Raw genomic sequence first — 18,211 nt, 5'->3', positions numbered from 1 at the left:
GTGCCTACGCGGGACAGGTCACGTCCTGCTCCGGCATGTTGCCATCGACCAGATAGCCGGTGACGAGGTCCTGGGCGCATGCGTTCGTGCCCAGTGCGAAGACGCCGTGCCCGCTGCCGTCGACGCTCAGCAGCAGGGAGCGGTCGCCGAACTTCTCGTTGATCCGCTCGCCGTTGACGTGTGGAGTCACCGGATCGCGCTGATGCTGTGCCACAAGCACGTTGGTCGGACCCTCGTCCTCGACGGCGACCGGTTGCGGGGTTCCGTCGATCTGCCAGAAGGCGCACGGCATGATGTTGGCTGCCGCAGCGCCGAACAGCGGATACTTCTGCCGGTCCTCCTCAACCGCCTGCTCGTAGACCGCGGGGTCACTCGGCCATTCGACGTCGTTGCACGTCACCGCGAGGAACACCGACCAGGTGTTGTCCGACACCGCAGCGGCGGCGCGGATGGCCGGCGGAGTGTCGTCGGGTGCGCTGTCGCGCATGGCGGCCCATTGTTGTGCTGTCGCGTCGTACGACGCCGGGTTGTAGAGCGCGACGAACATGCCCAACCGGAACGTGCGACCGTCGATCCCGTCGACCGGGGCGCGATCCAGTTTGTCCGCGATGGCGAAGTACGTGTCGCGCACCGCCTCGGGCGTGTTCCCGAGGCCGTACCGGGCGTCCCGCGCCGCTGCCCACCGTGCGAAGTCGGGGAACGTGTCCTCCATGCCGCGTGCGTACCGACGCATCCCGTCCCGGTCGAGGTGGGTGTCACCGATGTTGCTGTCCAACACGATTCGGTCGGTCGCAGTCGGGAACATCGATGCGTACGCGGCGCCCAGCGCTGTGCCGTAGGAGTATCCGAGGAAGTTGCCCTTCTCCTCGCCGAGTGCGGCGCGGATCCGGTCCAGGTCGCGCGCCATGTTCGCCGTCGTCATGTGTCGCATGCGGCCGTCGTCGTTGGCGGCGCACCGGTTCGCCACCGCCTCGGCTGTTGTCGCTTGTTCGGCGAATGCCGCGTCGTCGTACGCGTATGGAGGGACGGCCCCGTAGTACTCGATGTCGGGAGTGAAACCGCAACTGATCGGCGACGAATGGCCGATTCCCCTCGTGTCGATGCCGATGAGGTCATAGGTGTCGAGAAATTCTCGGGGAGTCCCCCGCTGCGTCAGGAAGACCGGCTGATCCAGGCCGCTGCCGCCGGGACCGCCGGGATTGAGCATGAGCGAGCCGCGTCGTGTGTCGGGATTGCTCGCCGGCAGGCGCGAGATGGTCAAGTCGATCTGTTCGCCGTCGGGATCGTCGTAATCCAGCGGCACCTGGACTGTGGCGCATTGCAATTGCGGTGGGCCGGCGTCAGGGTCCTCGACGCCGGCGGGGCAGGGCGACCATCGGAGCTCCGTCTGGCTCGCGGGTTGCGCGCGATCGAGCGGGGGATCGGGAGTGGATGTCATCGAGCAACCGGCGACAAGAAGACCGGTCACCGCGATCGAGGAGATGAGTCTGGTTCTCATTGCGTTCGTTTTCCATTCCGTTCGGCGTGTGAGGTCAGGTTCCGGCTGCGTCGAGCAGCCAGTGGTATCGGAGTCGGAGCGCGCGCTCCAGCCCGGCGGCCGCCGCACCGACGCCCAGCGCCACGTTGAGCCAGAGGGGCAGTTGCACCGGAGATGTGAACGTCCCGATGGACTCCGCGATCGGCGGGATCTGCGAGATCGGTTCGGCGACCTGCAGGATGAGGAGTGCGACCCCGATGGCCAGCAAGATCACCGAGGATGCCGAGATCAATCGGCTGGAGAGTGGGTGGTTCTGCGCCAGTCGTGCGCGACGCCCCTCTGCTGAGGCGGGGTCCGGACTGAGTTGCCGTTCACGGCCGTCGTCGGCGACGTAGTGGCATCGCTTGAGGCCGGATCCGCTCATCGCCACGTGAATCGTGCCGCCGTCGACCGGGAACGCAGCCGGCAGTGTCGAGACCGCGATCTGCTCACCGGCGCGATAGAGATCGGCCGTGACGTCTCCGGAGCTCTGGTTCTGCCAGTGTCGGACATCCACCGCGTAGTTCGTGTCGAGCCGAAGGTGGAAGAGCGCGCGTCCGGGTAGCTGCCACCAGCGGTAGTGCTGCAGGGGTCGGCCGTCGCCGACGGTCATCCGTTGTGCGGTGCGTTGTTGCATCCACTGGTGGAACACGGCGTATCACTCCTGTTCATCGGACTAGCACGCTGTACTATTTGGGCAGTGATGACACGCTAGCACACTGTGCTAGTACGGTGTGCTGGTTGACTGAGGGTGCGTGGTCACACGAGAACCCGCGGGCGAGAGGGTGACGATGGCGCAGAAGTCAGAACTGGACTCCAGGGCGAAGGTGCTGATCGCGGCGTGCGAGATGGTCGGTGAGGATCCGGCGTCGTCGCTGAGCGTGCGGGCGGTGGCATCGCGTGCGGGGGTGAGCATGGGGTCGCTGCGGCATCATTTCCCCACGCAGCGCGCTCTGCGTGATGCGGTTCTGCGCACGATCTACGATGTGGCGACCTCGGACGACGACGTGATCCATGACCGGTCGGTGCCGGCGCGGGATCGGTTGGTGCAGTGTCTGCGGAAGGTGCTTGCCCCGAGTGCGGGAGATGAGGCGCGGAAAGCCTGGATCAAGGTCTTCGACGCGTTCATCGTTCCCGAGCCCACGGACGAGACACGTTCGGCGTACCTGGCGATGGCGGCCGAAGGGGTGCGCCGGATGGAACATTGGCTGACGGTCTTGGACGAAGAGGGGGTGCTGGTCGACGGTGATGTGTCCCAACAGGCGAGTTTTCTGAACGCCGTCGTCAGCGGGGTGTCGATCGAACGGGCGCTGCCCGGAGACATGTCGATCCTCGAGCGGGAGAACGCCATTCTGTACCTGGCCGTCGACGCAGTCGTGAAGTCCGTCGACTAACGGCTAGCGCCTTGCGTGGCCGCAAGGATCCACCTGCTCCCTGGGGTGCGAAGAGTGTTAACCGCCGGGCCGAGCAAGCGACAAAGGAGCGCGTCGAGGTCGACGAGCCTCGAAGGGGTCCTCTTGCGTTGCAGCGCAGTCAGTTACGTGCGAGGAGCTCCATGAGGTGTGCTTCGATGAGGGAGGGGCGAAGCTGTCGTAGGCTGGGTCGGGGTGGTCGGACGTCGATGACGTGGCTGATCGTCGACCATGAGCGCCGCGCGTCGTTGTTGGTGTGGCCGTGTGGGCGCGTCTGATCGCCGGACCTGATTGGTGATCCGTGGATCTGCTCGCGCACGGTGTTCAGGTGGTGTGCGAATCGTCGGGGTATGTCGGGTCGGCGGTTGATGTGTTCGGGGTTGGGAGGTGCGCCGGGTTCGGGGTTCAGTCGCCAGGCGCAGCGGCCTTCGTCGGGTCCGGACCGGACAATGTGGGTGGTGTACTGGCCGGGTTGGTCGCCGACCATTCGGTTGTGTCGTTGGCAGGCGGGTGCGAGGTCGTCGATGTCGGTGAGACCACCTTTGGCCCAGTCTTTCTGGGCGTGATGCATGTCGACGTGGGTGGCGGGTTGATCGCAGCCGGGAGCCGAGCACACCTCACCGTCGGGGCGAGCGAAGGACACTAGGCGTTGTTCGCGGGTTGCCAAACGTTTCCCGCGCCCGAAGTACAGCGGCACCGCGGTGGCGTCTTTGAAGATCGCCAACCACGGCTGAACCTCGCCGGCCATCGCGATCAGGTCGGGGATCGGGAGCAGGGTGCCGGTGGCGGTGGTGGCGAGCCCGGCTTCGCGGATCAGGTCATTGAGGTCGACTTTGATGATCAATTGCACGGGCAGGCCGCGGTGCGACGTTCCGAGAATCCCGTCTGAAAAGCCAGCGGTGAGTGCGGCGTCGAGGGCATCGTGATTCGTCTGGGCGAGAGTGCGGCCGTCACGATCGGCTGCGAGCGCGAGGGCGTCGGGGTCGGCGGTGCCGGCGGGTCCGCTGGGCGAGGCGGGGTCGTCGGGGTTGTTGAGTCCGGGTTTGCCCCAGACGGCGAACATCATCGTCAGTCGGGCATTCAGTTCAGGACTGAGGGTGCCGGAGATGGTGGCGGTGCCGTCGGCGCGTTGCCGCCCGATCCACACGCCGCGGCGTCGTTTCTGGTTGGTGTCGTCGGACAGGGTGCCGTCCGGGTCGAGATGAGCCAACAAGCGCGCGCCCAATTGGGTGATGTCGGCGGGGGTGTGGGCTTCGGCGATCTCGGCCATCTGCCGTTCCGCAGCGACTTTCACGTCGTGGTCGACAGCGTTCGGGATGCGGTCGAGGACGTCGAGGGCGGATTGGACGTGTGCGGTGCCGACGGCGCCTCGCGCGAATGCCTCAGCCAGGCAGGGGTGTTCGGGCTCCAAGATTTCACCGCCGAGGCTGGTGCGGGTGGCGGTGGCGTCCATCTGCTTACGGCGACGAAGCGGGTTCGACACTCGCAGCCGATGGGTCATGAACTGCATGAGGGTTCGGCAGCCGGACTTGCGGGGTAGGTCGCGAGCCTCGACTTGATCGATCTGCCGGTCACCGGCAACGGTCAGTCGCGCGATGGCACGTTCGGTGTCTGCTGCGACGTCGGTGAGCTCGGTATCGGTGCACGGCGACAGGTCCACGGTCTGCAGTTCGTCCAGGATGTGGTGGAGGTCGGCCACCAATTCCACCGCACGAGGGGACCGCTCGTCGGTGTCTACGACCTGCTGGGAATCGAACATGACCGTCACCCCCCGTGGTGAGTCGAATGTGAGTTCTACTGTACCGTCTATCCTGGTGTTGTGCAACGAGTTTCGTGTTCGCCTGGGTGATGGTCGGTTGTCGGTAGGGGATGGTATGCGGTTCGCGCCGCGGCGCGGAGTGCATCAACTCGGTCATCGGTAGGCCGCAAGCAGTAATCCCATGGCGTTCGGCTTCGGTCACCGATACCGTCGGCGAGATGACCCGAGCGCAACGGATCCTGGCTACGCCGCGCGGTCGATTCCTCTGCGCGAACTTGGCATTCCGCAACGCCACCGGCGACCGAGTCGATCAGTATCGTCGCCCTCGGACACTGATCGAAGTTCAGTCCGCGATTCGGAGCGTCGACATCGAAGGCCTCGTTGCGGCGGGTGAATCGGAGTTCCTGGGCGCACTCGGCTACGCGGTGGACTTCGCCCGATACTGGCAGCCTCCCGACAAGGAGGACATGACGAGGCCCGGGTGTGGGCGGTGTCCGTCGCCGAACGCGCGCGCGTGTACGAGATCGGAGCGCCCGGTGACTGGGCCCGGCTCGTCGACCGATACCCGCTGGAGGTGACCGCCTCGAGGAAGTGGGACTGGTACAACACCACTGGCCGGCACCGGCGCTGGTTCATGCCCGACTGGGAAGCAGTCGCGGATGACCACGACGCGGTGCACGTGAGCGTCAACGGCTACCTCAGCAGCGCCGGGATCGAGATTCCACTCGCGACGCGGGACGGCGCGACGGTGTTGGCCGGCTGGGGTCCGGACGTCACGTGGTGGCTCGACCCTGATGCGATGCGCATCGACGACGTGCCGGTGCTCTGGTTCCGTGAGGACGAACGTTGGTCTGCGTCGCCCGCCGGTTGAGTGATCGTCTCGATGACCGTGTGGGCGCGGCCGGGTCGTCGTACCGTTGACCATGCATTCTGACGTGTCCTGGCTCACCGTGGTGCGCCGGCTTCCGTTCACCATCGCCCTCGCGGTCGCTCTGCTGGTCGTCGGTGCGACGACCGGATCGCTGTGGGGCCGGGCCTCGGACAAGTCGTGGTACCGCGACGTCGCGTTCGGGTTGCCCGCCCTTCGGGAGGGGCGGTGGTGGACGCCGGTGACGTCCGCGTTCATCGAACCCGGACCCTGGCTCTACCTGCTGGCACTTGTGGCCGTTGTCGTCGGAATGGGCTGGTCCGAATGGCAATTGGGTACCGTGAGAGCTGTTCTGGTAGGCGTCGGCGGTCACCTGATCTCGTGCCTGCTGACCGTCGTGCTGCTGTGGCTGCTGTCGTCGGAGGTCACGTCGTGGCGATGGGCCGAACAACTGGCGGACTCGCGGGCCACCGGCGTCGGAGCGCTGGTGGTGTCGGCGGTGGCGGTGGCCTCGGCGACCGTCCGTTCGCCATGGCGGCTGCGCGTCCGCGTGCTGCTGGGGGCGATCGTCTCGGTCGCGTTCCTGTTCCAGGGAACCCTGGCCTCGGTCCAGTACGTCCTCGCGGCGGTCATCATGCTGATCGTCGGCGAGAAGTTCTTCGCCACCAACGAGCGCGGCTGGGTTCCGCGCACACGTCGCGAGGTCCGGATGTTGGGGTGCGCCGCGCTCCTGATCATCGCCGGCGCGAACCTCTTGGTCTTCCTGTTCCCGGGCAGCGGGCCGCTCGGTCCGACCGACTCCGGCGACGACTCGGTGTTCACGATGCTGATCGGCCTGGCCGTCAACGTTCTGATCGCCGATCAGCTGCGCCGTGGCAAACGGTGGGCATGGTGGGTCGCCGTGGTCATCGGCGTGTTGAACGTCATCGTGACCGTTCTTGCGCTGTTCCTCGTCATCTTCACCGACGTGTCGACCGAGGGTGCCGTCACCCTGGGTACCACGCTTCTCTGGGTGCTCGTGCTGGCCATCCTCATCCCAGGGCGGTTCGCATTCGCGGTGCCCTGGCGGGTGCGGCAGGTGGGCACTGTCGGGGACGACGACGACCCGGTGGAACGGGTCCGAGAACTGTTGCGCACCCACGGCGGCGGCACGATGTCGTGGATGACGACGTGGCCCGGCAACAGCTATCAGTTCACGGGTCCGGAGGGCGACCTCGGCGGTCAGGCCGTCGTGACCTACCGCAAGCACGTCGGAACGATGCTGGCGCTAGCGGATCCGGTCTGTGCGCCCGAGCGGTTGCGAGACGCGGTCGGGGCCTTCGTCGACCTCGCCGAGAGTTCGGGTAGCACGCCGTGTTGGTTCTCGATCGGGTCGGCCACCTCTGACATCGTCACCGAACGCGGGTGGCTCAGTGTGCAGATCGCCGAGGACACGATCGTCGACCTGCCGGGACTGGAGTTCAAGGGCAAACCGTGGCAGCACGTGCGATCAGCGATGAACAAGGCGGCGAAACAGGATATCTTGTTGCGGATGGTCACCCTCGCCGACGAGTCGTTCGCCGTCCGGACACAGGTGCGGGCTATCTCGGAGGAATGGGTGGGGGACAAGGGGTTGCCCGAGATGGGCTTCACCCTCGGCAGTGTCGAGGAGGCGATGGACCCCGCCGTGCGGGTCGCGCTCGCGGTCGACCCCGCAGGCAATGTGCACGGGGTGTTGTCATGGCTGCCCGTATACGCACCCGGCGGCGACGTCGCGGGGTGGACGCTCGACATCATGAGACGACGGACCGACGGGTTCGGGCCGGTCGTCGAATATCTCATCGCGTCGTCGGCGGTGGCATTCAAAGACGAGGGAGCGCAGTTCATCTCACTGTCGGGAGCGCCGCTGGCACGCACGGGCGAGTCGGACGCGGAACCGCTGGACAAACTGCTCGACACCTTGGGGGCGGCCCTGGAGCCGTATTACGGATTCCGGTCGTTGCACACGTTCAAGAAGAAGTTCAACCCCCGGTACGAGCCGGTGTACCTCGCGTTCCGGGACGAATCCGACCTTCCGCGTATCGGTGTGGCCGTGTCGAGGGCATACCTCCCCGACGCCACCACGGGCCAGCTGGTCCGGCTGGCGGCGTCACGAGGGGAAGGCTGAACGGTCCGACATGCTGTTCGCGGCTGTGAAGGCACCGTTCACCGGAGACGCTGCCTGAGTTCACCATCCGGTCGTTTCCTACGGCGAGACTTCGCCAGTGCCATCGGTCGACGAACATGTCCTGCCCGCCACCGGCAGACGCCCCTGGCGGAGCTACGGGTTGTTCCTGTTGCTCGTTGCGCCCAACCTGATCCTCCTCGCGGTCTTCACGTATCGCCCGCTTGTCGAGAACGTGCGGATGTCGTTCTACGACTGGAATATCGCCCAGTCCGGGGCCACGTTCATCGGCCTGGACAACTACATCGAGTGGTTCACCCGTGCCGATACGCGGGTGATCGTGTCGAACACGGTCATCTTCACCGTGGCCGCCGTCGCGGGCAGCATGATCGCGGGGTTGGGTCTGGCCCTGCTGCTCGACCGTAAGTTGCGCGGCCGCAACCTGGTGCGGTCGACGGCCTTCGCGCCGTTCGTGCTGTCCGGCGCGGCCGTGGGGATCGCCTTCCAGTTCGTCTTCGACCCCAGCTTCGGTCTGATCAACGACGTGATGGGGCGTCTGGGACTCGGTACCGCGCCGGACTTCTACCAGCAACCGCACTGGGCGTTGTTCATGATCACGGTGACCTACATCTGGAAGAACCTCGGGTACACGTTCGTGATCTACCTGGCGGCCCTGCAGGGCAAGCGTTCCGATCTCGACGAGTCGGCGGCGATCGACGGTGCCGGATGGTGGACGTACTTTCGCAAGGTGTTGCTCCCGCAGTTGCGTCCGACCACCTTCTTCCTGTCGATCACCGTGCTGCTCAACTCGTTACAGGTGTTCGACATCATCAACGTGATGACCCGCGGCGGGCCGCTGGGCAACGGCACCACGACGATGGTCTACCAGGTGTACGAGGAGAGCTTCGTCAACTTCCGGGCCGGTTACGGCGCCACGGTCGCAACGGTCATGTTCGTCGTCCTCCTGGTCATCACCGTCGTCCAGGTCCGCATGATGGATCGAGATGCCCGATGAGGCCTGTCACCGCCGGTTCGGTTGTGAAAGCCGATGCCGCACAGAAGCGCACCGGGAAGCCATCGACTCCGACAACGTCGGCCACGAGGCCGGTGCATCCCGACGTCCCGCGGATGTCGCCGGCCACCCGTCGACGGCTCGCCGACGCGTGCGGGTACGCCGCGATGGCGGTGGTGTTGGTGATCATCGCCCTGCCCCTGATCTGGATTCTGTTGGCCTCGCTGAAAGATCGCTCCGAGATCTACGTGCAGCCGGCCGTCTGGTGGCCGTCGACGTGGCGTCCCGAGAACTACTCCGAGGCCACGACGTCGGTGCCCTTCTGGACCTTTCTGCGCAACTCGGTCATCGTGACCGGAATCCTCGGCGCGTCGAAGTTCGTGCTGGGCGTGCTCAGTGCCTACGGCCTGGTGTTCCTGCGGTTTCCGGGAAAGAACGTGGTGTTCGTCGTCATCATCGCGGCGCTGATGGTCCCGAACCAGATCACGGTCATCACGAACTACGCACTCGTCGCCCAACTCGGCTTCCGCAACACCTTCATCGGCATCATCCTCCCGCTCGCGGGCGTCGCCTTCGGAACCTTTTTGATGCGCAACCACTTTCTCTCGCTGCCACCCGAGATCATCGAGGCCGCACGGATGGATGGGGCCGGGCACTTCCGACTCCTCACCCGCGTCGTCCTGCCGCTGTCGATCCCGACGATGGTCGCGTTCGCGACGATCACACTGGTCAACGAGTGGAACGAGTATCTCTGGCCGTTCCTCATGGCCGACGATTACACCGTCGCCACCCTGCCCGTCGGACTCACCCAACTGCAGAACAGCGACGGGCTGACCAACTGGGGTCCGGTCATGGCGGCCACCGTGCTCACGATGCTGCCCATGCTCGCCATCTTCCTGGCGTTGCAGCGACACATGATCAAGGGCCTGACGTCCGGGGCGGTCAAGGGTTGACCGCGCACTGCCCGCACCCGCCGATGCCTCACGCACCATGCCTTCGCGCGAGACGCCTTCGCACGAGAACGCCTTCGCACAAGAATGATTGACAGGAGACGACAATGATCAACATGTCCCGCCGCGGCTTCCTGGCCGCATCGGCGACCGCGGCGGCCGGAGCCCTGGTCACGGCCTGCGCCGGCTCGGGCGACGGCGGCTCGTCGTCGGGTGATGCCTCGAAGCTCACCTTCTGGTCGAACCACCCGGGCAAGTCGGTCGAGGTGGAACGCGAACTGATCTCGCGGTTCGAGGCGGCCAACCCCGGCATCACCGTCCAGCTCGTCGACGCCGGCAAGAACTACGAAGAAGCAGCCCAGAAGTTCAACGCGGCCCTCTCGGGCGGTGCGGTCCCCGACATCATGATCCTGTCCGACGTGTGGTGGTTCAACTTCGCGCTCATCGGTGCGATCGCCCCGCTCGACGACCTCTTCGGCCGCGCCGGTGTCGACACCGCCGGTTACGTCGATTCGCTTGTGGGCGACTACAAGTGGAACGACCAGACATGGGCGCTGCCGTACGCTCGGTCGACGCCGCTGTTCTACTACAACAAGGACGCGTGGCGACGGGCCGGCCTGCCCGACCGCGGACCGCAGACCTGGGATGAGTTCGACGACTGGGGCCCCCGGATCCAGACCGTGGTCGGTGGCGACAAGCGCGCTCATGGGTGGGGCAACGCCGTCGACTACCTCGGCTGGACCTTCCAGGGCCCGACCTGGACCTTCGGCGGTGCCTACTCCAACGACTGGGAACTGAAGTTCACCGACCCCAAGACGGTCGCCGCCGCGCAGTACCTGAGCGATTCGATCAACACCAAGCGCTACGCGAAGATCTCCAACGACATCGCCGGCGATTTCAGTGCGGGCATCATCGCATCGACGATCGCGTCGACCGGCGACCTGTCGGGGATCACCGAGAACGCCACGTTCGAGTTCGGCACGGCGTTCCTGCCCGCGCCGCAGGGGGTTTCGGGGTGCCCGACGGGCGGCGCCGGACTGGCCATCCCGGCCAAGTTGTCCGACGACCGGAAGGTCAACGCCCTCAAGTTCATCGAGTTCATCACCAACACCGAGAACACGTCGTACTTCTCCCAGAACGTCGGGTACATGCCGGTGCGCAAGGCGGCGCAGGACGACCCGTCGATGGTCGCGTTCCTGGCGAAGAACCCGAACTTCGCCACCGCCATCGAGCAGTTGCCGCGGACCCAGCCGCAGAACTACGCGCGCGTCTTCGTGCCCGGCGGCGACAAGATCATCGGTACCGGGTACGAGCGGATCGGTCTGCAGAACGCCGACGTCGCCTCGACCCTCGCCGACACGCAACGGCAGATCGCCCAGATCTACAACACCCAGATCAAGCCGAAACTCCCGTGATGATCCACAGCGTCGACTCGATTGACACACAACACGAGCGGAGGGATGACGCGTGGCGTCGGTGACCTACGAGGGTGCGACGAGACGCTTCGCGGACGGCCAGAAGCCGGCCGTGGACTCGCTGGATCTGGCCGTCGCCGACGGTGAGTTCATGGTGCTGGTCGGCCCGTCGGGGTGCGGTAAGTCGACCAGCCTGCGAATGGTCGCGGGCCTGGAACCGGTCGAGTCCGGAGCGATCCTCATCGATGGAGCCGACGTCGTCGGCGTGGCCCCGAAGGCTCGCGACGTGGCGATGGTCTTCCAGAACTACGCGCTCTATCCGAACATGACGGTGGCCGCGAACATGGGTTTTGCGCTGCGTAATGCCGGGATGGGCAAGGAGGACACCGCGCGCCGTGTGTCGGAGGTGGCCGAGATGCTGGAGCTCACGGCGCTCCTGGATCGCAAGCCGGCGAAACTGTCGGGTGGGCAGCGGCAGCGGGTGGCGATGGGACGGGCGATCGTCCGGCGACCCAAGGTGTTCTGTATGGACGAGCCGCTGTCGAATCTCGACGCGAAGTTGCGGGTCAGTACGCGCGCCCAGATCGCGTCCATGCAGCGCGAACTCGGCATCACGACCCTGTACGTGACGCACGACCAGGTCGAGGCGATGACGATGGGACACCGGGTGGCGGTCCTCGATCACGGTGTGCTGCAACAGGTCGGGACGCCGCGGGAGATCTACTCCCGTCCGGCCAACCTGTTCGTGGCGTCCTTCATGGGCTCGCCGCAGATGTGCCTGATCGACGCCCGGGTCGAGAACGAGTTGGTCCGACTCGGCGATGCGACCGTGCGGGTCCCGGGCTCGGTGCTGGCGTCGCTGGCCTCGCGCGACGTGGTCGTGGGGTTACGCGCCGAGTCCTGGCAGGTGTCCGCGGTTCCCCAGTCCGGCACCCTGTCCGCGACGGTGGACCTCGTCGAGGAACTCGGTGCCGAGCAGTTCGTGTACTGCAGCGCGGACCTGTCGCTGCGGAACAGCCGGGTCGTCGTACGCGTCGACCATCGGCGGACCATCGAGGCCGGCGACGTTCTCGGATTGACGCCGGTGGTCGACGAGACCTATTGGTTCGATCCCGTCAGCGGGGTCGCGCTCGACGATCCGAGCCGCCACGACCTCAATTCGGGGCGACCGCCGCGTGTTCGGTGACGGCGTGTTCGGTGACTGGGGCCGTGATCCGGTCGGGTCGCGTGTAGACCACCATCGACTCGCCACGTGAGAATCCGACGAGCGTGATGCCGAGGTCGTCGGCGGCGTCGACGGCCAGCGAGGACGGTGCCGACACCGCACAGAGCATCGGGATGCCGGCCATCGCGGCCTTCTGGACGAGTTCGAAACTCGCTCGGCCGGAGACCTGCAGGACGGTGCCGGTGAGCGGCAGTCGGTCGGCGAGTACAGCCCACCCGACGACCTTGTCGACGGCGTTGTGCCTGCCGACGTCCTCACGGACCGTCAGCAATGTTCCGTCCGCGGCGAACAATGCTGCGGCGTGCAGACCGCCGGTCTTGTCGAAGACGGTCTGTTCGGCGCGCAACCGATCGGGCAGATCCAGCACGGCGTTCGCGGCGATCGTCATCGGGTCGGCGCCGGGGTCGCGGACCGACGCGGTGTGCACGGACTCGATGCTGTCCTTGCCGCAGATGCCACAGGCGCTCGTCGTGGTGATGGCACGCGCGAGTCCGGGCGCTGTCGCGGGAACGTGCGCGGCGAGTGAGACGTCGACGACGTTGTAGGTGTTGATCCCGTCGGCGTCGGTGCCCGTGCAGTAGCGGGCCGTCGAATAGTCCGCTCCGGTCGTGATCACACCTTCGGAGACGAGGTAGCCGGCCACGAGTTCGAAGTCGTTGCCGGGCGTACGCATGGTCACCGAGATGGACGTCCCGCGGACCCGGATCTCGAGCGGCTCCTCCACTGCGAGGGTGTCGGCACGCTGCGTCGGGGCGGCATCCCGTCGGATGCGGGTGACGCGGCGGCGTGCGGTTATTCGTCCCACGACCCCGACGATAGTCGTGAGACCGCACGACCCGGTCGTCTCAGACGTCGAGGATCAGCGTGACGGGTCCGTCGTTGACGAGACCGACCTCCATGTGGGCGCCGAAGCGGCCGGTGGCCACGGTGGCACCGAGAGTCCGTAGCGCGTCGACGACCGCCTCGACCAGCGGTTCGGCGACGGGTCCGGGAGCGGCGGCATTCCACGACGGGCGCCGGCCCTTGGCCGTGTTGGCATAGAGCGTGAACTGGCTGATGACGAGGATCGGGGCGTCCAGGTCGGCGGCGGCCCGTTCGGGACCGTCGCCGACGTCGAAGATCCGCAGCCGCCAGATCTTGTCGGCGAGCTTCGTGGCGTGGTCGGTGGTGTCGTCGTGCGTGACCCCGACGAGTGCGACGAGTCCCGCGGCGCCGGGCGCAATGTCGAGTGCGCCGACGACCTCGCCGTCGACGCTCACACTGGCTCTGCTGACCCGTTGTAGTACGGCGCGCATGTCGGTCTCTGCTCTCAGTCGAGGGCGAAGGTGACGTTCACGGTGAACGTGAGTTCCTGCTGCCCGGGTTCGACCGGGACCGGCGCCGCGGCCACGTCGCGTTCGAAGGTGCCCGGTGCCGCGGACTTCTCCTGGCCACTCGTGCTCTCGGTGATGGTCAGGACCTTGCCGAGGGAGTCGCCGGCGAGGTTCGCGTATTGCTCGGCGCGGCCGCGGGCGTCGGTGAACGCCGCCTCGCGGGCCTGGTCGAGGAGGTCCGAGTCGTCGTCGATGGCGAAGGAGACGTTGCTGATGCGGGTGTTGTCGCCGCCCGCGGTGGCGGCCGCGCTCAGGACCGCGGAGGCCTTCGCGATGTCCCGGATGGTGACCCGGATCGTGTTGGTCGCGAGGTAGCCCCCGACCTCGCTCGTAGTGCCGGGGGAGGGGTTGGTGTACTGCGGGTTCACCGACACCTGCTGTGTCGCGACGTCCTTGCGTTCCACCCCGGCGGCGACGACGGCGTCGGTGACGGCGGTGACCTTGGCGCTCGTCTCGTCGAGCGCGGTCGTGACGTCGGGAGCGGTGGCCTCCACGCCGATGTCGGCGCGCAGGGTGTCCGGGGTACCGGTCACCTGTCCCGTCCCGACCACGGTCACCGACCTGGGCTGATCGCCGGTGTCGCTGCCGCACCCCGACACCACCAGGAGCACGGTTGCGAGCGCCGCGAGTACCGAGATCGCCCGGAAGGCGGGGCGTCGCGTCGTGACGCGAGACGAGCTGTTCATCGGTCGGCCGGATCGCGCATCAGCAGGGCGAGCAGCCAGCCGACGACCGACACGACGATCGCGCCGAAGATCGCCGACCAGAAGAAGTCATCGACCTCCAGACCCCAGTGCGTCGTGTTGCGCGTGATCCACGCGGTGAGTTCGAGCATCGCCGCGTTGATGACGATGTGGATCAACCCGAGCGTGAGGATGTAGAAGGGGATGGCGATGATCTGCACGATGGGCTTGATGATCGCGTTGAGGACACCGAAGATCACGGCGACGACCAGCGCGATGCCGATCTTCTCGGCGGTCGTCGAACCGCCCACGAAGTCGATGCCGGGAACGATCAGCGTCGCGACCCACAGCGCCACCGCGGTGAGCACGGTCCGGACGAGGAAGGCAAGCATGGGCGACAGTCTGCCAGTTCGGGTCCGCCGTAGGGGACAGGGACGGCCGCGTCTCAGCCCCGTTCCAACAACTGGTGCCCGAGATAGGCGCCTTCCCCTACCCCCGGAGGGATCGCGAACACCGCGGATCCGATCGGGGTGATCCACTGATTGAGTGCGTCGGCGTCGGCGAGTCTCTGCTGAACCGGGAGAAACTGCTCGTCTATGTCGCGCTGGTAGGCGACGAAAAGCAGTCCGGCGTTGCTGGTTTCCCCGGGTGGGGGCGGGTCGTCGTAGTTGTACGCACGACGTAGGAATCGCTCGCTCGACGTGCGCGGGTGGGCACGGGCGATGTGGGCGTTCTCCGGGATGACGGTCATGCCCGCGCTCGTGGCGCCGAAATCGGGTGCGTCACGCTCGCTGTCGCCGGTCAATGGCGCCCCGTCGCTCTGCCGTCGGCCGAGGGACAGATCTCGCGAGTGCGGGTCGAGTTCGTCCCAGGTGTCGAGTTCGATGCGGATGCGACGCAGGACCATCGAGGTGCCGCCGGCGAACCAGGGCCGATCGGCCCCGTCGGACCACACCACCGTGTCGAGATCGGTTCCCGGGGTGGGGTTCACGGTGCCGTCGACCTGTCCCATGAGATTGCGCATGGTCTGGCCGTCCGGGTGTGCTCCTCGCGCCGTGCGGAACCCGCGCTGAGTCCAGCGAATCGTGGTGAGTGAGCGCACGTTCTTGAGAAGCACGCGACAGGCGTGGGCCAGGGTAGTCGGATCATCGCACCCCAGGTGGAGCAGGAGATCGGTACCGCCCCAACGGGGATCGAGCCTGTCGATGCCGAACGGCGGCAGGGGACGAATGGAGGCGGGCTGCTGATCGGCGAGTCCCAGGCGGTCGAACAGGGTGGGGCCGAACCCGACGGTGGCGGTCAATCGGGCCGGGGCGGTGGCGAGTTCGGGTTCGGTATCGGCGAGCGCCGGCCGGCCAGCGGTGAGGCGCGCGGCATCGGCGGTCCACAGCCGCATGACCGATACGGCGTCGGTGCGAGTCGCCCCGGGGCGTAGGTCGAGCCCGACGAACAGCGCGTGGGTTTGTGCGGGGGTGTCTATACCGGCCTGGTTGGGTCCGTGGAAAGGCACTGTCTCGCTGCCGAATTCGGCGACGCCGCGGGCGGGTGCCTGGGCGGCGGTCAGCGCCGCGCCGCCGACTCCGGTGGCGCCGAGCGCGACGGCGCCTCCGGCGAGGAGGCGCCGCCGGCTCACGCCGGTGCGAGGGGGTTGCCGGTCAGGCACCGGACTGCGGGGTGGTCGGGGCTGCCGGTGCGTCACCACCGTGACCGGGGACGTAGTTCTCCTCGGCGCCGGGAAAGTCGCGTGCCTGAGCCGTGAAGGACGTCGTCGAACCATCGGCCAGGGTCAGCTCGAACGTGACGTCCTGACCCGGGGTGATGGCGGCGGGCAGGTCGAGCAGCATCAGGTGGTCGCCGCCCGGTTGCAGGGTGAGTGTGCCGTTCGCCGGAACGACGAGTCCACCTTCCTTCTGCCGCATGGTCATCGCCCCGGTGTCCGACGGGACCACCTCATGGAGTTCCATGTAGCCGGCGGCCGGCGACGAGGCCGACACCACCCGGATCTCTTGCCCGGTGTCATTGGTGAGTTCGCCGAAGGCCGCGGTCATTCCCGATGGTGCAGCCTTGACCCACTGCTCGGTGATGCGCAGACCGTCGGCAGAAGTGGCGGGTTGCTCGGTGTCGCTGCTGCACCCGACAAGCGCACTGAGCGCGAGGACGGTTGCGAGGGCGGCGACGATGCTGGTTCGGATCCGGTTCGTGGTCATCGGGTTTCCTTCGGTGTCGCAGCGGCCGGGGTCGTGGCCGAGGGAATGGGCTCTGTGGTGACGGGTCGTTGCCGGGAACCGCCTGGTGCCCGGGCTCGGTCGATGAACCCGATCATCGCGTCGAGAACAAGGAAGGCGAGCAGGGTGACGCCGAGAACAGGCAAGAACCAGCCGACGGCGACCGCGACGATCGCCAGTACGACGACACCGAGAGTCGGCGCCCGGCGCAGGCCACCTCGCACTGGTGGTCGTCCGACGGGCCGGCGCGTGGTCCCGCGGGTCGGACGGCGCTGCCACCACATGCGGTACCCACGGATGATGATCGTGACCAGCACGAGTGCCACGGCCAGTAGGAGCAGTTGGTTGAGCAAACCGAACAGGGTTCCCATGTGTCCTCGGATACCCCAGTCGGCGAACTTGGCGATGAGGGAGTAGTCGGCGTTGTAGTCGATGACGCTGCTCACCTGCATCGTCGCGGGATCGATGGCGGCCGAATCGGTGGTGAACCGATAGGGCGCGGCCATCTCGCTGACGGTGAGGGCCTGTCCGGGCTCACTGGGCAGCGAGATCTCCACCGGCGCTTCGACTCCGGCCCCCTCGGCGGCGGCCGCCGCCGCGTTCAGATCGAGGCCGGCGTTGTCTGTCTGAGCCGCACCACCCGAGTGGTCGCCACCGTGCCCGCTGTGTTCACCGCCGTCCGGCGCCTCACCGGTCAGTGAGGTGGTGAGCTGGGGCCGTTCCCACGCCATCGCCGCGCGGAGTTCGCTGACGTGTTCCCCGGCGTAGGGAGACCACGTGATCCCGGTCGCCGACAGGAACAGCAGCATGACCAGAATCCACAACCCGGCCGCGCCGTGCCAATTGAGCGTGCGTGCGCGCCCGCGGACGGACCGGTCGACCGTGAAGAACCGGGCACGGCGACCGCGGGTTTTGTCGGTGCGGGACTTGTTGTCGCGAGCCGGGTTTCCACGGACCGTGTGGTCGCGCACCCGGTCCTTGCGGAATTTGGCCCACCACAGGAAGAGTCCGCCCAGGGCGACTACCCACAACCACGACGCGGCGACCTCGCTGTAGAGATTGCCCACCGCGCCCAGATGAAGATCGCGGTGGAGAATGTCGACCCAGGTCGAGAACGGCAGCGCACCCCACCACGTGGTCTCAGCACCCAGGACGCTCCCGGTGTACGGATCGACGAACACCGACCTCAGTTCCTCGAGGCCGAGCGACGGGTCCTGGAAGTTGACACGCGTCGACGCGGTCGCGGAAGCGCCGGGCTGGACCGAGACGACCGCGAGGTCGGGGTTGGCGTCCTGGGCGGCGGCCACCTGCCGGCTGATAGGAAGCGCGGCTTCGCCGGTCGACTCGACGGACAGGACATCGGAGTAGATGACCTTCTCGATCGTCGGCGACAGCGCATACAACGCGCCGGTGAGTGCGGCGATCAGGATGAACGGTCCTACCAGCACGCCGGCGTAGAAGTGCATCCGAACGATGAGCGGCCGCCAACTGCGTGGCGGATGATGTGTTGCCGCACCCGCCGCGGTCGTCGCTGGGCTAGGCGTCGATGGTGGTTCGTCAGGGGACTGGTCGGGGGTCGGCGGGTCCGAATTGTCGGGTGACTGAGGCGGTTCGCCCACACCTATGGTGG

At 66.8% G+C, this 18,211-nt stretch carries 17 protein-coding genes; 7 read left to right on the top strand and 10 right to left on the bottom strand.

The window, feature by feature from the left end; translation table 11 throughout:
• Window positions 1-4: 4 nt before the first annotated feature.
• Both MHN80_RS02855 and MHN80_RS02850 read right to left on the bottom strand, forming a co-directional pair.
• Window positions 5-1,498 (bottom strand): alpha/beta hydrolase, encoded by a 1,494-nt coding sequence (locus MHN80_RS02855; protein ID WP_239399417.1) that lies wholly within the window; start codon window positions 1,496-1,498, stop codon window positions 5-7.
• 34 nt (window positions 1,499-1,532) lie between these two features.
• On the bottom strand, window positions 1,533-2,168 hold the full coding sequence (locus MHN80_RS02850; RefSeq protein WP_239399415.1) for a hypothetical protein: 636 nt from the start codon (window positions 2,166-2,168) through the stop codon (window positions 1,533-1,535).
• Window positions 2,169-2,307: 139 nt separating this feature from the next.
• Between MHN80_RS02850 and MHN80_RS02845 the strand changes: the two genes are divergently transcribed.
• Window positions 2,308-2,910, top strand: coding sequence for a TetR/AcrR family transcriptional regulator (locus MHN80_RS02845; protein WP_239399413.1), 603 nt, complete (start codon window positions 2,308-2,310; stop codon window positions 2,908-2,910).
• A gap of 139 nt (window positions 2,911-3,049) precedes the next feature.
• On the opposite strand, the gene MHN80_RS02840 is transcribed toward MHN80_RS02845, so the two are convergent.
• Entirely contained in the window at window positions 3,050-4,687 is a 1,638-nt protein-coding gene (locus MHN80_RS02840; RefSeq protein ID WP_239399411.1) for an HNH endonuclease signature motif containing protein, read from the bottom strand.
• A gap of 490 nt (window positions 4,688-5,177) precedes the next feature.
• Here MHN80_RS02840 and MHN80_RS02835 point away from each other — a divergent pair, with 490 nt between their 5' ends.
• The 6 genes from MHN80_RS02835 to MHN80_RS02810 all read left to right on the top strand — a co-directional run bounded on the left by MHN80_RS02835 (window position 5,178) and on the right by MHN80_RS02810 (window position 12,261).
• A complete protein-coding gene (locus MHN80_RS02835; RefSeq protein ID WP_239399409.1) occupies window positions 5,178-5,558 on the top strand; it encodes a hypothetical protein in 381 nt (126 codons plus the stop codon).
• A gap of 52 nt (window positions 5,559-5,610) precedes the next feature.
• On the top strand, window positions 5,611-7,701 hold the full coding sequence (locus MHN80_RS02830; RefSeq protein WP_239399407.1) for a bifunctional lysylphosphatidylglycerol flippase/synthetase MprF: 2,091 nt from the start codon (window positions 5,611-5,613) through the stop codon (window positions 7,699-7,701).
• Between the two features lie 97 nt (window positions 7,702-7,798).
• Window positions 7,799-8,713 (top strand): carbohydrate ABC transporter permease, encoded by a 915-nt coding sequence (locus MHN80_RS02825; protein ID WP_239399405.1) that lies wholly within the window; start codon window positions 7,799-7,801, stop codon window positions 8,711-8,713.
• 113 nt (window positions 8,714-8,826) lie between these two features.
• Window positions 8,827-9,663, top strand: coding sequence for a carbohydrate ABC transporter permease (locus tag MHN80_RS02820; protein WP_239399768.1), 837 nt, complete (start codon window positions 8,827-8,829; stop codon window positions 9,661-9,663).
• A gap of 104 nt (window positions 9,664-9,767) precedes the next feature.
• On the top strand, window positions 9,768-11,075 hold the full coding sequence (locus MHN80_RS02815) for an ABC transporter substrate-binding protein (RefSeq protein ID WP_239399403.1): 1,308 nt from the start codon (window positions 9,768-9,770) through the stop codon (window positions 11,073-11,075).
• Between the two features lie 52 nt (window positions 11,076-11,127).
• Window positions 11,128-12,261, top strand: a complete 1,134-nt coding sequence (locus MHN80_RS02810; RefSeq protein WP_239399401.1) for an ABC transporter ATP-binding protein — start codon at window positions 11,128-11,130, stop codon at window positions 12,259-12,261.
• Here the strand turns inward: MHN80_RS02810 and fdhD are convergent.
• Genes fdhD through MHN80_RS02775 form a run of 7 tightly spaced genes read right to left on the bottom strand, consistent with a single transcriptional unit; the run spans window position 12,230 to window position 18,047 of the window.
• Entirely contained in the window at window positions 12,230-13,105 is an 876-nt protein-coding gene (fdhD, locus tag MHN80_RS02805) for a formate dehydrogenase accessory sulfurtransferase FdhD (protein ID WP_239399400.1), read from the bottom strand. The genes MHN80_RS02810 and fdhD overlap by 32 nt on opposite strands.
• 40 nt (window positions 13,106-13,145) lie before the next feature.
• Window positions 13,146-13,595 carry a D-aminoacyl-tRNA deacylase gene (gene dtd / locus MHN80_RS02800; protein WP_239399399.1) on the bottom strand — a complete coding sequence of 150 codons (450 nt, stop codon included), beginning with the start codon at window positions 13,593-13,595 and terminating at the stop codon, window positions 13,146-13,148.
• 14 nt (window positions 13,596-13,609) lie between these two features.
• Window positions 13,610-14,359: an SIMPL domain-containing protein gene (locus MHN80_RS02795; protein WP_239399398.1), complete on the bottom strand. Its 750-nt coding sequence runs from the start codon at window positions 14,357-14,359 to the stop codon at window positions 13,610-13,612.
• Entirely contained in the window at window positions 14,356-14,748 is a 393-nt protein-coding gene (locus MHN80_RS02790) for a phage holin family protein (RefSeq protein ID WP_004023548.1), read from the bottom strand. Before MHN80_RS02790 ends, MHN80_RS02795 begins: the two co-directional genes overlap by 4 nt.
• A 53-nt stretch (window positions 14,749-14,801) precedes the next feature.
• Window positions 14,802-15,989: a Dyp-type peroxidase gene (locus MHN80_RS02785; protein ID WP_239399396.1), complete on the bottom strand. Its 1,188-nt coding sequence runs from the start codon at window positions 15,987-15,989 to the stop codon at window positions 14,802-14,804.
• A gap of 22 nt (window positions 15,990-16,011) precedes the next feature.
• The gene (locus tag MHN80_RS02780) at window positions 16,012-16,563 is read right to left on the bottom strand and encodes a copper chaperone PCu(A)C (RefSeq protein ID WP_239399394.1); all 552 of its coding nucleotides are present in this window, start codon (window positions 16,561-16,563) and stop codon (window positions 16,012-16,014) included.
• Window positions 16,560-18,047 carry a PepSY domain-containing protein gene (locus MHN80_RS02775; protein ID WP_239399392.1) on the bottom strand — a complete coding sequence of 496 codons (1,488 nt, stop codon included), beginning with the start codon at window positions 18,045-18,047 and terminating at the stop codon, window positions 16,560-16,562. Before MHN80_RS02775 ends, MHN80_RS02780 begins: the two co-directional genes overlap by 4 nt.
• Between the last annotated feature and the right edge of the window lie 164 nt (window positions 18,048-18,211).

This window comes from Gordonia sp. McavH-238-E, from assembly GCF_022348225.1.
Lineage (GTDB): Bacteria > Actinomycetota > Actinomycetes > Mycobacteriales > Mycobacteriaceae > Gordonia > Gordonia terrae.
Note: the sequence above shows the minus strand (reverse complement) of the source record. Positions and strands in the feature narration are given on the sequence as shown.

Bases quoted from the DNA above. Each gene is read 5' to 3' on its own strand.
- MHN80_RS02855 (WP_239399417.1), bottom strand. From the start codon at position 1,498: ATGAGAACCAGACTCATCTCCTCGATCGCGGTGACCGGTCTTCTTGTC.
- MHN80_RS02845 (WP_239399413.1), top strand. From the start codon at position 2,308: ATGGCGCAGAAGTCAGAACTGGACTCCAGGGCGAAGGTGCTGATCGCG.
- MHN80_RS02840 (WP_239399411.1), bottom strand. From the start codon at position 4,687: ATGTTCGATTCCCAGCAGGTCGTAGACACCGACGAGCGGTCCCCTCGT.
- MHN80_RS02830 (WP_239399407.1), top strand. From the start codon at position 5,611: ATGCATTCTGACGTGTCCTGGCTCACCGTGGTGCGCCGGCTTCCGTTC.
- MHN80_RS02820 (WP_239399768.1), top strand. From the start codon at position 8,827: ATGTCGCCGGCCACCCGTCGACGGCTCGCCGACGCGTGCGGGTACGCC.
- MHN80_RS02815 (WP_239399403.1), top strand. From the start codon at position 9,768: ATGATCAACATGTCCCGCCGCGGCTTCCTGGCCGCATCGGCGACCGCG.
- dtd (WP_239399399.1), bottom strand. From the start codon at position 13,595: ATGCGCGCCGTACTACAACGGGTCAGCAGAGCCAGTGTGAGCGTCGAC.
- MHN80_RS02795 (WP_239399398.1), bottom strand. From the start codon at position 14,359: ATGAACAGCTCGTCTCGCGTCACGACGCGACGCCCCGCCTTCCGGGCG.
- MHN80_RS02790 (WP_004023548.1), bottom strand. From the start codon at position 14,748: ATGCTTGCCTTCCTCGTCCGGACCGTGCTCACCGCGGTGGCGCTGTGG.
- MHN80_RS02780 (WP_239399394.1), bottom strand. From the start codon at position 16,563: ATGACCACGAACCGGATCCGAACCAGCATCGTCGCCGCCCTCGCAACC.
- MHN80_RS02775 (WP_239399392.1), bottom strand. From the start codon at position 18,047: ATGCACTTCTACGCCGGCGTGCTGGTAGGACCGTTCATCCTGATCGCC.